Origin of the sequence: Klenkia marina, assembly GCF_900101025.1 — a bacterium.
GTDB lineage: Bacteria > Actinomycetota > Actinomycetes > Mycobacteriales > Geodermatophilaceae > Klenkia > Klenkia marina.
Genome location: NZ_FMUH01000003.1, coordinates 94812 through 109592, shown reverse-complemented (window position 1 = coordinate 109592; position 14781 = coordinate 94812). Strand labels below are relative to the sequence as shown.

General features: G+C 75.5%; 12 protein-coding genes. 3 read left to right on the top strand and 9 right to left on the bottom strand.

Annotated features, from left to right (window positions below; translation table 11 throughout):
• Positions 1 to 5 precede the first annotated feature (5 nt).
• Positions 6 to 974, top strand: coding sequence for a zinc-binding dehydrogenase (locus BLP29_RS10130; RefSeq protein ID WP_092803605.1), 969 nt, complete (start codon positions 6 to 8; stop codon positions 972 to 974).
• A 96-nt stretch (positions 975 to 1070) separates the two neighbouring features.
• On the opposite strand, the gene BLP29_RS10125 is transcribed toward BLP29_RS10130, so the two are convergent.
• The 4 genes from BLP29_RS10125 to lepA all read right to left on the bottom strand — a co-directional run bounded on the left by BLP29_RS10125 (position 1071) and on the right by lepA (position 6007).
• On the bottom strand, positions 1071 to 2792 hold the full coding sequence (locus BLP29_RS10125) for an MFS transporter (protein ID WP_092803602.1): 1722 nt from the start codon (positions 2790 to 2792) through the stop codon (positions 1071 to 1073).
• Complete coding sequence (locus BLP29_RS10120; RefSeq protein ID WP_092803599.1) at positions 2761 to 3462, bottom strand: LppX_LprAFG lipoprotein; 702 nt, start codon at positions 3460 to 3462, stop codon at positions 2761 to 2763. The genes BLP29_RS10125 and BLP29_RS10120 overlap by 32 nt, the downstream gene beginning before the upstream one ends.
• 62 nt (positions 3463 to 3524) lie before the next feature.
• Positions 3525 to 4172: an MOSC domain-containing protein gene (locus tag BLP29_RS10115; protein WP_092803596.1), complete on the bottom strand. Its 648-nt coding sequence runs from the start codon at positions 4170 to 4172 to the stop codon at positions 3525 to 3527.
• The gene (gene lepA, locus BLP29_RS10110) at positions 4169 to 6007 is read right to left on the bottom strand and encodes a translation elongation factor 4 (protein ID WP_243469848.1); all 1839 of its coding nucleotides are present in this window, start codon (positions 6005 to 6007) and stop codon (positions 4169 to 4171) included. The genes BLP29_RS10115 and lepA overlap by 4 nt, the downstream gene beginning before the upstream one ends.
• A 229-nt stretch (positions 6008 to 6236) precedes the next feature.
• Here lepA and rpsT point away from each other — a divergent pair, with 229 nt between their 5' ends.
• The gene (gene rpsT / locus BLP29_RS10105; protein WP_092803589.1) at positions 6237 to 6497 is read left to right on the top strand and encodes a 30S ribosomal protein S20; all 261 of its coding nucleotides are present in this window, start codon (positions 6237 to 6239) and stop codon (positions 6495 to 6497) included.
• A gap of 75 nt (positions 6498 to 6572) precedes the next feature.
• Here the strand turns inward: rpsT and holA are convergent, their stop codons facing one another.
• The 4 genes from holA to BLP29_RS21535 all read right to left on the bottom strand — a co-directional run bounded on the left by holA (position 6573) and on the right by BLP29_RS21535 (position 11971).
• A complete protein-coding gene (gene holA / locus BLP29_RS21540; RefSeq protein ID WP_243469912.1) occupies positions 6573 to 7484 on the bottom strand; it encodes a DNA polymerase III subunit delta in 912 nt (303 codons plus the stop codon).
• Positions 7408 to 10008 (bottom strand): ComEC/Rec2 family competence protein, encoded by a 2601-nt coding sequence (locus BLP29_RS10095; RefSeq protein WP_092803586.1) that lies wholly within the window; start codon positions 10006 to 10008, stop codon positions 7408 to 7410. The genes holA and BLP29_RS10095 overlap by 77 nt, the downstream gene beginning before the upstream one ends.
• A gap of 105 nt (positions 10009 to 10113) precedes the next feature.
• Positions 10114 to 10755 carry a 5,6-dimethylbenzimidazole synthase gene (gene bluB / locus BLP29_RS10090; RefSeq protein WP_092804778.1) on the bottom strand — a complete coding sequence of 214 codons (642 nt, stop codon included), beginning with the start codon at positions 10753 to 10755 and terminating at the stop codon, positions 10114 to 10116.
• Positions 10756 to 10780: 25 nt separating this feature from the next.
• A complete protein-coding gene (locus tag BLP29_RS21535) occupies positions 10781 to 11971 on the bottom strand; it encodes a helix-hairpin-helix domain-containing protein (RefSeq protein WP_243469847.1) in 1191 nt (396 codons plus the stop codon).
• Positions 11972 to 12145: 174 nt separating this feature from the next.
• On the opposite strand from BLP29_RS21535, the gene BLP29_RS10080 reads away from it, so the two are divergent.
• Complete coding sequence (locus BLP29_RS10080; protein ID WP_092803583.1) at positions 12146 to 13663, top strand: hypothetical protein; 1518 nt, start codon at positions 12146 to 12148, stop codon at positions 13661 to 13663.
• A 72-nt stretch (positions 13664 to 13735) separates the two neighbouring features.
• Here BLP29_RS10080 and BLP29_RS10075 read toward each other — a convergent pair whose 3' ends face one another.
• A complete protein-coding gene (locus tag BLP29_RS10075) occupies positions 13736 to 14761 on the bottom strand; it encodes a DegV family protein (RefSeq protein ID WP_092803580.1) in 1026 nt (341 codons plus the stop codon).
• Between the last annotated feature and the right edge of the window lie 20 nt (positions 14762 to 14781).

Here is a 14781-nt window from a genome sequence, read left to right as displayed (position 1 = left end):
GGACCATGCTGGCTGCCTTCGTCTCGACACCGTCCGCCGACGACCCGCTGTCCGTGCTGGAGGTCGGCGACCGCCCGGCCCCCGAGGCCCGTGACGGGTGGGTGACCGTCGACGTGAAGGCGGCGTCGCTGAACCACCACGACCTGTTCAGCCTGCGCGGCGTGGGCCTGCCCGCGGAGCGCATGCCGATGACGCTGGGCTGCGACGCCGCCGGTCTGGACGCCGACGGCAACGAGGTGCTGGTGCACGCGGTCATCACCGGCACCCCGGGGTGGTCGGGCGACGAGACGCTGGACCCCAAGCGCTCGCTGCTGTCGGAGCTGCACCAGGGGACGCTGGCCGAGCAGGTGCTGGTGCCGGCGCGCAACGTGCTGCCCAAGCCCGCCGACCTGTCCTTCGCCGAGGCCGCGTGCCTGCCCACCGCGTGGCTCACCGCCTACCGGATGCTGTTCACCAAGGCCGGGCTGCAGCCGGGGCAGACCGTGCTGGTGCAGGGCGCCTCCGGCGGCGTCGCCACCGCGCTGATCGCGCTGGGCCGGGTCGCCGGCTACCGCATGTGGGTGACCGGGCGCAGCGAGCAGAAGCGGGCCGCCGCGCTCGCCCTCGGCGCTGACCAGGCCTTCGAGACCGGCGCCCGGCTGCCCGAGCGGGTCGACGCCGTCATGGAGACCGTCGGCAAGGCCACCTGGTCGCACAGCGTGAAGTCGCTCAAGCCCGGCGGGGTCATCGTCACCTCGGGCGCGACCACCGGTTTCGACCCCTCGGCCGAGCTCAACCGGGTCTTCTTCACCCAGCTGCGGGTCGAGGGCTCGACCATGGGCACCCGGGCCGAGCTCGAGCAGCTCGTGCAGCTGTGCGCGACCACCGGCCTGCGCCCGCAGATCGACGTCGAGCTGCCGCTGGCCGACGCCCGCGAGGGCTTCGAGCGCATGCTCGAGGGCCGCACCAACGGCAAGATCGTCTTCACCGTCTGAGCCGGCGGCCCCCGGCATGGAGCAGCTGGGTCCACCAGGACCGTCCTGGATAGCCGACGCCGATGGACCAGGACGGACCCCGGTGGACCCAGCTGATCAGTGCCGCGCGGGTGCGGGGACGCGGAGCAGGACGACGGCGGTGATCGCGGCCAGCGCGGCTGCCACGGCGGCGCCGGTGAAGACGGTGTGCAGCTGCGTCAGCACGGCGGCGTCGACCGCCTGGTCGTAGACCGGGCAGTCGGTCGGGCTGGTGGGGCAGCTGACCAGCGGGCTAGGGATCTCGCGCACCACCGCGGTGAACCGGCGCAGCGCGATCGCGGTGAGCAGCGAGAGCCCCACCAGCATGCCCACCGTGCGGGCGACCACGACCAGTGCGCTCGCGCTGCCGTGCACCCGCGACGGCGTCACCCCGAGCAGCACGACGGTGACCGGGGCGACCGCCAACCCGAACCCCAGCCCGGCGGCCAGCAGCGCGGCGGTGGAGGTCCAGCTGTCCAGCGACGAGGCGTCCCAGCGGGTCATGGCGACGAACGCGAGCGCGGCCAGCGCCATCCCGGCACCGGCGATCGAGCGGGGCGGCACCCGGCGGCAGAGCCACCCCCCGGCCACCGCCCCCACCGGGACGGCGACCAGCAACTCCACCAGCACGAGGGCGGCACCCAGCTGATCGGTCTCGGTGGTGGCCCGGGCGAACAGCGGGACGTCGACCAGCGCGGCGACGAGGGCCACGCCGACGAGCACGTTCACCAGCAGCGCGCCCCACGCGGCGACCGGCCGCAGCTCGGTCAGCGGCAGCAGCGGCTCGGCGGTGCGGCGCTCGTGCAGCACGAACGCCACGGCGGCGACCGCAGCCAGCGGCAGCAGCACCGGGCCGTGCGCGACCACCTGCCTGGCCGGGTCGGCCGCGGCGAAGGCCCACACCAGGCTGCCCAGCGCCACCACGACCAGCACCGCCCCGAGGACGTCGACCTCGCGAGCCAGCGCCGGCAGCCCGCGCAGCGGCAGCACCGGGTGCGCGGCGGTCGCCGAGCGGACCAGCACACCCAGGGCGCCCAGGACGGCGACCAGCACCAACGGGGTGCTCCAGGCCGGCCCGGCCAGGGGCACCCAGGCCAACCCGAGCGTCACGTCGGTGGCCAGCGCGTCGGGTTCGGCGAGCTGCAGTGCCAGCGCCGTCGCGGCCACCACCGCGCACACGACCCCGACGACGTCGCGGCCCGCCCGCCGCGGGCCGGTGAGCCGCAGCGCGACCGCCAGGCCGACGCCCAGCACCAGGTTCAGCCAGAAGATCGCCCGCCAGTCCGACACCGCCAGCACGGCCGCCCCGGCCAGCGGCCCGAGCACCGCGCCGGCCTCCTGCACGGCCCCGACGACCCCGAGCGGCACGGCCCGGCGCTCGGGCGGCCACCGGTCGGCCACGAGGGCCAGCGTCGCCGGCACGAGCCCGCCGGCGCCGATCCCCTGCAGGCCCCGACCGAGCACCGCGGGGCCGAGCGCCACGGCGGTGGCAGTCAGCAGGGAGCCCAGGGCGAACAGCAGCAGGCAACCGACCAGCACCGGCAGCCGGCCCCGCAGGTCGGCCAACCTGCCCAGCAGCGGCAACGTGGCGGTGTAGCCGAGCAGGAAGCCCCCGATGATCGGGGTGGCCTCCTGCAGCTGGTCGAGCCCCACGCCGACCCCGGTGAGGATGTCGGGCAGGGCCAGCACGACGACGTAGGTGTCGGCCGCCGAGACCAGCACCGCCAGCGTCGCCAGGACGACGGCGGCCCGCCCCGGAGCCGCGACCTCAGCCGGTGGGCGGTGCGATGATGGAGACATCGGCCCCGAAGTCCGACAGCACGATCGTGTAGCTGCCCGTGTCGTCGGCGGAGAAGAACGGTCCGGTGAGCTGCACCTGGCGCAGCTCACCGCTGTCGGTGGCGACCGAGAACACCGCGGAGACGTCCTGCGCGGGGTCCTCGCTGGTGAGCAGGTCGGCCACCAGCTGACCGGGCAGGGTGCCGCTGACCTCGCGGACCACCTCGCCGTCGACCCGGGACTCGTCGCCGAGCTCGGGCGACTGCGTGGCGGTGAGCAGCTGGCTGATGCCGGTCTCGGGGTCGAGCAGCGCACCCGGGTCGCCCACCCCGATGGTGGCCGGGTCGACGACGCTGTACCCGCTGGCGAACGGGAGCTGGGCGTAGACCGTGCCGTCGACCGAGATGACCTCCGCGTCGATCGCGCTGCCCAGGGCCCGCACCTGCAGCGTGCCGTCGAACGACGCCGGCCGGGCGATGTCGCCCTCGCCGCCGAGCAGGGCGTTGCCGGTCGGCGGGGCACCGTCGCTGGTGAGCTCGAAGTGGGCGCTGCTCGCGTCGTCGAGCACGGACTTCGCCCGGGCCAGCAGGTCGCCGGCCGACTCGTCGGAGCTGCTGCCCCCGCACCCGGACAGCGCCAGGGCCGCGGCCAGCACGGTCAGCAGCGCGGCCGCCGTCGAACGCCGTCGCATGTCGCCTCCTCGCGGGACTCCCCGTGAGGCCCGCGCGGACAGTAGCGCGGGGGTGCGACGGTTCAGCCGACCAGCGCCGCGATGCGCCGGGCGAGCTTGTCGCGGTCCTTGTGCGGTACGACGTCCAGTGCCGGCTCGACCTCGACCAGCCGGGACTTCTGCGTGGTCAGCGCGCGGAAGAGCAGCCCGGTGGTCACCCCGTGGTCGGGGACGTGCACGACCTCGACGGCGTCGCCGGCCCCGACGTCGCCGGTCTGCAGCACCCGCAGGTAGGCGCCGCTGGCCCCGTGCGCGGTGAACCGCTTGACCAGGTCCGGGACGTCCCAGAAGCGGGCGAAGTTGGCGCACGGGATGCGCGGCGCGGTGACCTCGAACCGGGCGCTGCCGATCGCCCACCGGGACCCCAGCACGGCGCCGGTGAGGTCGAGCCCCGTCGTCCGCAGGTTCTCCCCGAACGACCCGGCCGGCAGGTCGCGGCCGAGCTCGGCCGCCCACCAGGCGGCGTCCTCGGCGGCGTAGGCGTAGACCGCCTGGCCCTCGCCGCCGTGGTGCCTGCGGTTGACCTGGCGGTCGCCGTCGAGCGTCTCGTCGAGCACCGCCACCCGGCCCGCGACCGGCCGCTTGCGGATGCCGGTGGTCGAGGGCCGCTTGCCCGGCAGCGGGAGCAGGTCGTCGCCCGAGACGCAGACGGCCTCGACCCGGCCGGTCACTTCTTGGTGGGCTCGGCGTTGGAGAGCGCAGCCACGAAGGCCTCCTGGGGGACCTCGACGCGGCCGACCATTTTCATCCGCTTCTTGCCCTCCTTCTGCTTCTCCAGCAGCTTGCGCTTGCGCGAGATGTCACCGCCGTAGCACTTGGCCAGGACGTCCTTGCGGATCGCGCGCACGGTCTCGCGGGCGATGACCCGGGCGCCGACGGCGGCCTGGATCGGCACCTCGAACTGCTGGCGCGGGATGAGCTCGCGCAGCTTGCCGGCCATCATCACGCCGTAGCCGTAGGCCTTGTCCTTGTGCACGATCGAGGAGAAGGCGTCGACGGCCTCGCCCTGCAGCAGGATGTCGACCTTGACCAGGTCGGCCTCCTGCTCGCCGGCCTCGGCGTAGTCCAGGCTGGCGTACCCGCGGGTGCGGGACTTCAGCGCGTCGAAGAAGTCGAAGATGATCTCGCCCAGGGGCAGCGTGTAGCGCAGCTCGACGCGGGACTCCGACAGGTAGTCCATGCCGGTCAGCGATCCGCGGCGGCCCTGGCAGAGCTCCATGATGGTGCCGGTGTAGTCGCTGGGGGCGATGACCGTGGCGTTGACGATCGGCTCGTAGATCGTGGACATCTTGCCGTGCGGCCAGTCGCTGGGGTTGGTGACGACGTGCTCGCTGCCGTCCTCCATCACCACCCGGTAGACCACGTTGGGCGCGGTGGAGATCAGGCTCAGGCCGCTCTCGCGCTCGAGCCGCTCGCGCACGATCTCCAGGTGCAGCAGGCCCAGGAAGCCGACCCGGAACCCGAAGCCCAGGGCGGCCGAGGTCTCGGGCTCGTAGACCAGCGCGGCGTCGTTGAGCAGCAGCTTGTCCAGCGCCTCGCGCAGCAGCTGGTACTCGCTGCCGTCGATGGGGTACAGCCCGGAGTAGACCATCGGGTTGGGGTCGCGGTAGCCGCCCAGCGACTCGGCCGCCGGGCGGTGCTGCAGCGTGACGGTGTCGCCGACCCGGGACTGCCGGACGTCCTTCACCCCGGTGATGAAGTAGCCGACCTCGCCGACGCCCAGGCTCTCGACCGGCTTGGGCTCGGGTGAGATGACGCCGATCTCGAGGAGCTCGTGGGTGACGTTGTTGCTCATCATCTTGATCCGCTCGCGGCCGGAGATGCGGCCGTCGACGACGCGGACGTAGGTGATGACACCGCGGTAGATGTCGTAGACCGAGTCGAAGATCAGCGCCCGGGCGGGGCCGTCGGCGTCGCCGGTCGGGGCCGGGATCTTCTCCACGATCATGTCCAGCAGCTCGGGCACGCCCTCGCCGGTCTTGCCGCTGACCCGCAGCACGTCGTCGGGGTCGCAGCCGATGATGTGCGCGATCTCGGCCGCGAACTTCTCGGGCTGGGCCGCCGGCAGGTCGATCTTGTTGAGCACCGGGATGATCGTCAGGTCGTTCTCGATCGCCAGGTACAGGTTGGCCAGCGTCTGCGCCTCGATGCCCTGCGCGGCGTCGACCAGCAGCACCGCACCCTCGCAGGCGGCCAGCGACCGGGACACCTCGTAGGTGAAGTCGACGTGGCCCGGGGTGTCGATCATGTCCAGCACGTACTCGGTGCCGGCGTGCTCGCCCGAGCGCGGGGTCCAGGGCAGCCGCACGTTCTGGCTCTTGATGGTGATGCCGCGCTCGCGCTCGATGTCCATGCGGTCGAGGTACTGGGCGCGCATGTTGCGCCCCTCGACGATGCCGGTCACCTCGAGCATCCGATCGGCCAACGTCGACTTGCCGTGGTCGATGTGGGCGATGATGCAGAAGTTCCGGATGCGGGTCGGGTCGGTGCGGGCGGGTGCAGTCACAGTGCTGCCCATCGTCCCACGCCGGGACGGCGGCGTGGTGCACCGCCGGGACGCCGACGCGGTGCACCGCCGTGGAACCGGTCCCCGCGCCGCCCTCCGCGGGGGTGGCCCCGGCCACGCTGGGCAGCGGTCCGGCGGGCTGGTAGCCTGGCGAACCGGTCCGCGCTGCGCCTGTGCGCCGTGGACGAGACAGCAGAGACTTTCCCCGAGAAGACCCAGAGGCTCACGCGTGGCGAACATCAAGTCCCAGATCAAGCGGATCAAGACCAACGAGAAGGCGCGTCAGCGCAACGTCGCCGTCAAGTCCGCCCTGAAGACCTCGGTCCGGCGTTTCCACGCCGCCGCCGCGGCCGGGGACAAGGACGCTGCCGACACCACCCTGCGCGCCGCCAGCAAGCTGCTGGACAAGGCCGCCAGCAAGGGCGTCATCCACAAGAACCAGGCCGCGAACCGCAAGTCGTCGCTGGCCAAGCAGGCCGCCGCTCTCTGAGCCGCCGGCTGCTCCGACGAGCCCCCTCCCCCGCCGGGGACGGGGGCTCGTCGCGTTCCTGGGTCTCGCAGGCGATCAGCGCCGGGTGCCGCGGCCGGCGCCCGAGGTCTGGCGCAGCTCCACGATGCGCCGCACAGCGCGCTCCAGGGCGTAGTCCGCGCTGGCCGCCACACCCTTGACGTCGGCGTTCAGCTCGGCGGCCACCCCGATGGCCTGCTGCAGGGCAGGGATGCTCCACCCGCGGGCCTGGGCCTGGGCCTTCTTCACCTTCCACGGCGGCAGCTTGAGCTGCCGGGCCAGGTCGCCGATGTTCGACGTGCCCAGCGAGGCGACCCGGGCCGCGGTGCGCACACCGTCGGCGATGGCATCGGCGAGCAGCACGTGCGGCACCCCGCGGTCCAGCGCCCAACGGAGCATCTCCACCGACCCCGCGTGGTCGCCGACCAGCACCCGCTCGGCGACGGTGAAGCCGCTGACCTCGGCCTGCCCCCGGTGGAAGCGGGCCACCGCGTCGGCGTCGATCGACCCGCCGAAGTCCGACACCAGCTGACTGGCCGCGGCCGACAGCGAGCGCAGGTCGTTGCCGACCGCCTCGAGCAGCGCGGTGGCCGCGTCGGGGGTGATCCGCCCGCCGGCCCGGCGCACCTCGTTGCGCACGAAGGTCATGCGCTCTCCGGCGTTGGTCAGCTTGGGGCACTCGTCCTCGGCGGCGCCGGCCTGCCGGAACGCCTTCAGCAGAGCCTCGTTGCGCTTGCCCCCGGCGTGCACCAGCACCAGGGTCAGCTCGGGGTCGGGGTCCTTCGCGTAGGCCACCAGGGTGTCGGCCAGCGCCCCGGCGGCCTCGTGGACGCCGGTGACGACGACGAGCCGGTGGCCCCCGAACAGCGAGGGCGACAGCGCCTCGGCCAGGTCACCCAGGGCCAGCCCGGCCGCGGCCAGCTCGTGCTCCTCGGCGTCGGGGTCGAGCCGGCGGACCGCGGCCCGCACCTCCGACACGGCCCGCGCGCGCAGCAGCTCCTCCTCGCCGACGACCAGCCGCAGGCGGGACAGCGGGGGTGGCGGGGAGGCGGACTGCGGCACCCGGCCATCGTGTCACGCACCTCCGACGTCCCCGGTGGCTCCGCTGGCCGGGGCCGACCACCTCCGGCCGGGAAGGCGGTCCGGCCACGGCGCGCTGGACGTCGTCCACCCCACGGGCCAGCACGCCCCAGTCACCGGTCTCCCCCACCACCGCGACGTCGCCCTCGAGGTCGGTGCGGTGCACCTGGACGCCGTCGTGGGCCAGCCAGTCCAGCAGCCGGGCCGCCGGGTGCCCGTACGTGTTGTCGGCCCCCACCGAGACCAGCGCGACCCGGGCCCCGGTGGCGGCGAGGAAGTCGGGGTCGGCGTCCCCGCTCCCGTGGTGGGGGACCTTGAGCACCTCGGCGGTCAGGTCGACGCCGGCGGCCAGCAAGCCGCCTTCGGCGTCGGCCCCGAGGTCGCCGGTGAGCAGCACCCGGACGCCCCGCTGCGTCACCCGCGCCACCATCGAGAGCGCGTTGGCGTCGACCCCGGGCCGGGCGGCCGCAGGGTCGGGGGCCAGCACCTCCACCGTCGCCGACCCCACGGTCGCCACCGCCCCGGCCGCGAGCACCACGAAGTCGGCACCGGCGGCCGACACCACTGCGGCGACGGCTGGGAGCCGGTCCTCGGTCGGGGCCAGGACGCCGGTGGCCACCTGCCCGACCTGCCGGCCCTCCAGCGCACCGGACAGGCCCGTGACGTGGTCGGCGTCCAGGTGGGAGAGGAGCACGAGCGGCAGCCGTTCGATGCCGAGCCGGCGGAGGCACCCGTCGACCAGCTCGGGATCCGGCCCCGCGTCGACGAGCACGCCGGCGCCCCCGCCGACCGGCAGCACCAGCGCGTCCCCCTGACCCACGTCGCAGGCGACCACCACCGTGTCAGCAGCGGGCCACCCATCGGTCGCCTGCCGGGCCGGCCACCCCACCACCAGGACCCCGACCGCCGCCGCCAGCGCCACCGGACGGGCCCGCGGCCAGCGCACCAGCACGGCGCTGCCGACCAGCAGGGCACCGGCCAGCAGGAGGGCTCCCCAGGCCCCGGCGGGCCAGCCCCCGGCCCCGTCGGGCACCGCCGCGGCGCGGTCGGCCACGAGCACCAGCCAGCGCGTGGGCCAGCCCGCCGTCCAGACCAGGGCGTCGGTCAGGCCGGGGCTGACCGGACCGGCGAGCACGGCCAGCAGCCCCAGCACGGTCGCCGGTGCGACCGCCGGTGCGGCCAGCAGGTTCGCCGGCAGCGACACGACGCTGACCAGTCCCGAGAGCCCCGCCACCAACGGGGCGGTCACGAGCCCGGCCGCCGCGCTGACCGCGAGGGCATCCGCGAGCGGGCCGGGGAGCCCCGACCTGCGCCACGACCGCGACCAGCCGGGCGCCAGCAGCACGATGCCCGCCGTCGCCGCCACCGAGAGCGCGAAGCCGCCGTCCGCGGCCAGTGCCGGGTCGACCAGCAGCAGGACGCACACCGAGGCGGCCAGGGCGGGGACGGCGACCCTCGACCGCCCGGACGCCAGGGCCAGCAACGTCACCGCGCCCATCGCCGCGGCCCGCACGACGCTCGGGCTCGGGCGGGCCAGCAGCACGAACCCGACCAGCCCGACGAGCCCGGCCAGCGCCTGCCAGCGCCGGTCGACCGCCCGGCGGCGGAGCGGCCACAGCAGCAGTGCCAGCACGATCGCCACGTTGGCGCCCGACACCGCGGTGAGGTGACCCAGCCCAGCACGCCGGAAGTCGGCGGTCACGCCCGGCTGCATGGCCGACGTGTCCCCGACGACGAGACCGGGCAGCAGCCCCGCGGGGTCGTCCGGCAGCACCCTCTGCGCCGAGGCCACGAGACCTGCCCGCAGGTCACCGGCGACCTCCTGGGCCGCCCCGGCACCCTGCACCGTCGTCGGCGGCCCGCGGGCGCTGAGCACCGCGACGACGTCGTCGCCCCGTTCGGCCGGCCGCACGGTCGCCCGCACGGTCACCGTCGTGCCGGGCAGTGAGCCGGCCCACTCCTCGGCCGGGCCGAACAGGAGCACGGGGACCCCGCGCACGTCGGCGCCCTCGAGGGCCGTCACCGTGCCGGCGACGAGCACCCGGGCCGGACCCAGGCCGCCGGGGAGCACTCGCGGGTCCTCGTCCACGGTCATCACGACGGTGACCGTGCTGCCCCGGTCGGCGAGCTCGACCAGCGGTGACCCGCCCCGCTCCGCCGAGCGCACCGCGCCGGCAGCCGCGGCCACCGACACCCCGGCCAGCACGGCCACCACGACCCTGAGGACCGTGCCGGGTCGGCCGCGCGTCAGTCCCCACCCGACAGCCGCGCACAGCACGGCGAGGGCCGCCGCCCCCAGCGGGGGCAGCCACGGCACGAGCAGCGTGGTGGCCCACAGCCCCAGCGCGGGCGGGACCAGCCGCAGGTCGGTCCAGGACCACCGCTGCGGTACCCGCCGTCGCTGCACCCGCACCCCGGCGACGCTAGGGACACCGCACCCGGTCCGAGGGGCCTCGGCGCCCCCTGGGGACAGGCACCCCGGATGTGGACGACGGCCGGCACGACGGCGCCCGGTCTGCTAGAGCAGGTCGGCCCGGCGCCCCCAACGGTCGGCGTGCACCGCCTCGGCCAGCGGCCGCCGAGGACGCCACCCGTGCCGCTCGAGGTCGGGGACCTCCTGCAGCGCGGCGACCGGTCCGACGCAGAGCCACGCCAGCGGCCGCACGTGCTCGGGGATGCCGAGCAGCTCCCGCAGGAACGGCTCGCGGTAGAAGGACACCCAGCCGACGCCCCAGCCCTCGGCGGTGGCCGCCAGCCAGAGGTTCTGCACGGCCAGGCAGGTGGAGAACAGGCCCGTGTCGGCGATCGCGTGCCGGCCGAGCACCACGGGACCGCCGCGGGACTGGTCGTGCGTGACCACGACGCCGAGGCTGGACTGCAGCACACCCTCCACCGAGATGCGGGCGAACACCTCGGCCCGCTCGGCGTCCAGGCCGGCATCGAAGACCGCACGCTCGGCGGCTACGTGGGCCTGGAACCGCGCCCGCAGGTCACCGTCGCGGACGAGCACGAAGTCCCAGGGCTGGGTCATCCCCACGCTGGGCGCCGCGTGCGCGGCGCGGAGCACCCGTTCCAGGGCCGCCGGGTCGACCGGCGCACCGGTGAACTCCCGCCGTACGTCCCGGCGGCGGTGGATCGTCTCGTACAGGCCGGCATCCATGCCCGCCATCCCACACGAGCTGCGCTCAGACGGTCACCAGGGGGGCGACCTCGGCGTACAGGGCGGGCCCGATGCCGCTGACGTCGTCGAGCTGCTCGACCGAGGTGAACGGTCCGTGCTCGGTGCGGTGGTCGAGGATGCGTTGGGCCAGCACCGGCCCGATGCCGGGCAGGGCGTCGAGGTCGGCCAGCCCCGCCGTGTTGAGGTCGACCGGCCCGCCGGCACCCGTGCCACCCACCGGCGTCGTCCCCGCAGCCCCCGAGGACGCGCCCGGCACCCCGACCGCGACCTGCTGGCCGTCGGCGAGCACCGCGGCGGCGTTGACCCCTGCCGGGTCCGCCTCGGGCAGCAGACCACCGGCCGCCGCGAGCGCGTCGGCCACCCGCGACCCGGCCGGCAGGGTGACCAGCCCCGGGCTCACCACCTGGCCGACCACCGACACCACGATCTCGGCCGGGGCCGCGTCGGGTGACCCCGTCGGCTGGCCCGTGCTGGCCGCGGGCACCGCCGGGGCGACGGAGTCCACGGCCTCCACGGTGTCGGCTGCCGGCGCCGGGGACACCTCGGGGCGGGTGACCCAGCTCCACCCGGCCACGGCCAGGGCGGCGAGCACCGCGACGAGCCAGAGGGTCCGGGCGCCGTGCGGCCCCGGGTCCACGCGGGTCGAGGGCCCAGCGGCCCGGTGCCGCCCGCTCCCCCGAGGGGCCTCCGACTCCGCCGACTCCGCCGTGTCCGCCGCTGCCGTCGGTGCCCGGTCGCGCTTCGGTCGGGACGGCGCACGGTCGGGGTCGTCGTCCCGGGCCCGGTCGGCAGGGTCACGGCGGTCGGCAGGGTCACGGCGGTCGGCGAGGTCACGGCGGTCGGCGAGGTCACGGCGGTAGGCGAGGTCGACGGTCCAGCTGTCGCCGTCGACGTCGGTGTCGAGGCCGCCGCCGGCAGGGTCGGCGGCGTGCTGGAGACCACGGCCGCCGTTCGGGGCCCGGCCGGGGCGAGCCGACGGATCGGGGCCGGGTCGGCCCCGCGGCGCCTCTCCGGGCTCGTCGTCGGCCTCGTCACCGAGCCCGTGGCCGTACCCGTGTCCGTGCCCGTGTCCGAACTCGTCGTCGGGCTCGTCGTCGGGCAGCCAGCCACGACGGTCGGCACCGTCGGCCAGCAGCGCCCGCAGACGGGCGCGGATCACGTCGGCGTCGTCGGACCGTCGGGAGGAGAACAGCACGGGCCGGAACGTAGGGCCGATCGCACCGCCCAGGACCGGGTGCAGCGGATCTGTGGACAGCACCCCCAGCTGTGGATGGCAGCATGCACGACCGTGCCGGTCCGGGAGAGCCTGCCGCGGTGTCCCCCGTCCGCGCCTCGACACCACGGCGCCGCCCTGACCACGCCCGCCGCCGTGGCCGCGGTCGTCGGCCTGGTCGGCGGGCTCGTCGTCGAGATGCTGCCGCGGGTGGGCGGCGACCTCGTCGCGCAGCGCTGGTGGATGTCGTGGGCCGCCTCGGCCGCTGGGCAGCCGGTCGACCTGGCCTGGTACGCCGGCTCGCCCGCCGTCTCCTACAGCCTGGTGGCCCCCTGGGTGCTGGCCTCGGTGGGCACGGCGGTGGCCGGGGTCCTCAGCACGGCGACCGGCGCCTGGGCGACGACCGTGCTGCTGGCCCGGGCGGGAGCGGTCCGGCTGCCTCTCGTCGCGGTGGCCGCAGCCCTCGCGAACCTGGCGAACCAGCTGTCGGGCCGGTTGACGTTCGCGATGGGCACGGCGGTGGCCCTGCTGGCGCTGGTCCTGGTGGGGGCCCGCCCGGGGAGCCGGGTCCGCAGGGTCGGGGCGGGGATGCTCGCAGCGGTCTCCGGAGCGCTCAGCCCGGTGGCCGCCGTGCTGCTCGGCCTCGCTGCCGTGGCGTGGTGGTGGGGCGGCGCACGGAGGTCACGGCGCGGGTGGGACGTGGTGGCGCTGCTGGTGGGAGCAGGTCTGCCGCTGGCGGGGATGCTGCTGCTGCACGCCGCCGGGGGACCGATGACCGGCAGCACGCACCAGATGCTGGCTGCGACCACGGCAGCCCTGGTCGTGCTCGCGGTGGCCGGGCCGGGTCTGCCCGTGGTGCGGGCCGGGGCGACCCTGACGGCTCTGCTGCTCCTGGCGACCTGGGTGCTCCCGGACCCGATGGGGTCGAACTCCACCCGGATGGTGCTCCTGTTCGCCGCACCGGTGCTGATGGCGGCGCCGGGGCGGTCGACGGCCCTGGTGGGGCTGGCCACGGCCCTGGTCACCTGGCTGCTCCCGCCCCTGGTGCCCGACGACCTCGTGGTCCGCGACCCGGCGGTGCAGGCGAGGACGGCGGCGCCCCTGCTGGCGGAGCTGGACCGGCGCGGTCCGGTGGGCCGGGTGGAGGTGGTGCCGATGGCCGACCACTCCGACGCGACGCTGGGTCAGCAGGTGCCGCTCGCCCGCGGGTGGACCCGCCAGCTGGACGTCGCCCGCAACCCCCTCTTCTACGACGGCTCCCTCGACGCCGGCTCCTACCTCGACTGGTTGCGCGCACGCGGCGTCTCGTTCGTCGCACTCTCCGACTCCCGACCCGACTGGGCCGGGCGCGACGAGGCGACGCTGGTGCGCGACGGGGTGCCCGGGCTGCAGCGCATCTGGTCCGACGGCACCTGGACCCTCTACGCGGTCGACGGACCCGGGGTGGTGCTGGACGGCCCGGCCGAGCTGACCACCAGCGGACGGCGGGAGTTGACCCTGGTGGTCACCGACCCCGGCGAGGTCACCCTGTCGATGTTCTGGGACGAGCGCCTGACGCTCGTGGGTGAGGGCTGCCTGTCGCCCGGCCCGACGCCGGGCACGGTGGTCGTCGAGGCCTCGGCCGCCGGCGCGGTCACGGTGACCAGTTCGTGGTGGCCGTCGGGGCACTGCTGACCCCACCTGCACGGTCGCTGCGGAGCGGGCGGCGGCCGGTGATCGCCGCCCGCGTCACCCGCATGCGTGGGGTCAGGGCTCGCCGGTCGGCCCCGACTGGCGGTCCGTGCCCGGCGCGGTGACCGGCTCGGCGCTCGACTCGGCACCGGGGTCGGCGGCGGGATCGGCGACCGGACCGGCGGTGGCGGGGGCCGCGGGTCCGGGGTCGGCCGGCACGGAGGGCTCCGGTTGCGCGTCGGGCGACGCCGGGGTTGCGGTGGGGTCGACCACCACGCCCAGGGCGCCCGGACCGACGTGCGCGCCGATCGCCGCCCCGAGCTCGCTGACGTGCAGCTCGCGCAGCATCGGCACGCGCTCGCGCAGCTGCTGGGCCAGGGCGTCGGCGCGGGGTGCGGCGGCCAGGTGGTGCACGGCCAGCGACACCGGGCCGTCCCCGCAGAGGTCGACCACCCGCTGGACCAGCCGGGCCACGGCGCGCGAGGTCGTGCGCACCTTCTCCAGCAGCACGATGCGGCCGTCCTGCACGTGCAGCACGGGCCGCACCGACAGGGCAGTGCCGAGCACCGCGGCCGCCGACCCGATCCGACCGCCGCGCCTCAGGTGCTCGAGCGTGTCGACCACGAACAGGGTGCTGCTGGCCGCGGCCGTGCGGCGGGCCACGTCGGCCACCTCGTCGGCCCGGGCGCCGGCGGCAGCAGCCCGGGCCGCGGCGAGGACGGCGAAGCCCGTGCCCATCGCGGCGGTGCGCCCGTCGACGACGGTCACCACGTGGTCGCCCACCTGCGCCGCCGCCGACCGGGCCGCGTCCCAGGTGCCCGACAGCTCACCGGACAGGTGGATCGACACGATGCGGTCGGCGCCCGCGTCGAGCCTGCGCCGGTAGGCCGCGACGAAGTCCCCCGGTGTGGGCCGCGAGGTGGTCACCTGCTGGCCCCGCACCGCCAGGGTGCGGGCCACCTCGGCCGACCCCACGTCGAGGCCCTCGCGACCCGACCGGCCGGTGAGCACGACGTAGAGCGGCACCACCTCGATGTCGAGGTCGGCCACGAGCCCCGTCGGGAGGTAGGCCGTGGAGTCGGTGACCACCGCGACGGACATGGGCGCGAGGTTATCCGGCG

What these genes read in the sequence shown, in the direction of transcription:
- BLP29_RS10125 (WP_092803602.1), bottom strand. Translation starts at nt 2,792, where the DNA reads ATGTCTCCATCATCGCACCGCCCACCGGCTGAGGTCGCGGCTCCGGGG.
- BLP29_RS10075 (WP_092803580.1), bottom strand. Translation starts at nt 14,761, where the DNA reads ATGTCCGTCGCGGTGGTCACCGACTCCACGGCCTACCTCCCGACGGGG.
- BLP29_RS10120 (WP_092803599.1), bottom strand. Translation starts at nt 3,462, where the DNA reads ATGCGACGGCGTTCGACGGCGGCCGCGCTGCTGACCGTGCTGGCCGCG.
- bluB (WP_092804778.1), bottom strand. Translation starts at nt 10,755, where the DNA reads ATGGATGCCGGCCTGTACGAGACGATCCACCGCCGCCGGGACGTACGG.
- BLP29_RS10130 (WP_092803605.1), top strand. Translation starts at nt 6, where the DNA reads ATGCTGGCTGCCTTCGTCTCGACACCGTCCGCCGACGACCCGCTGTCC.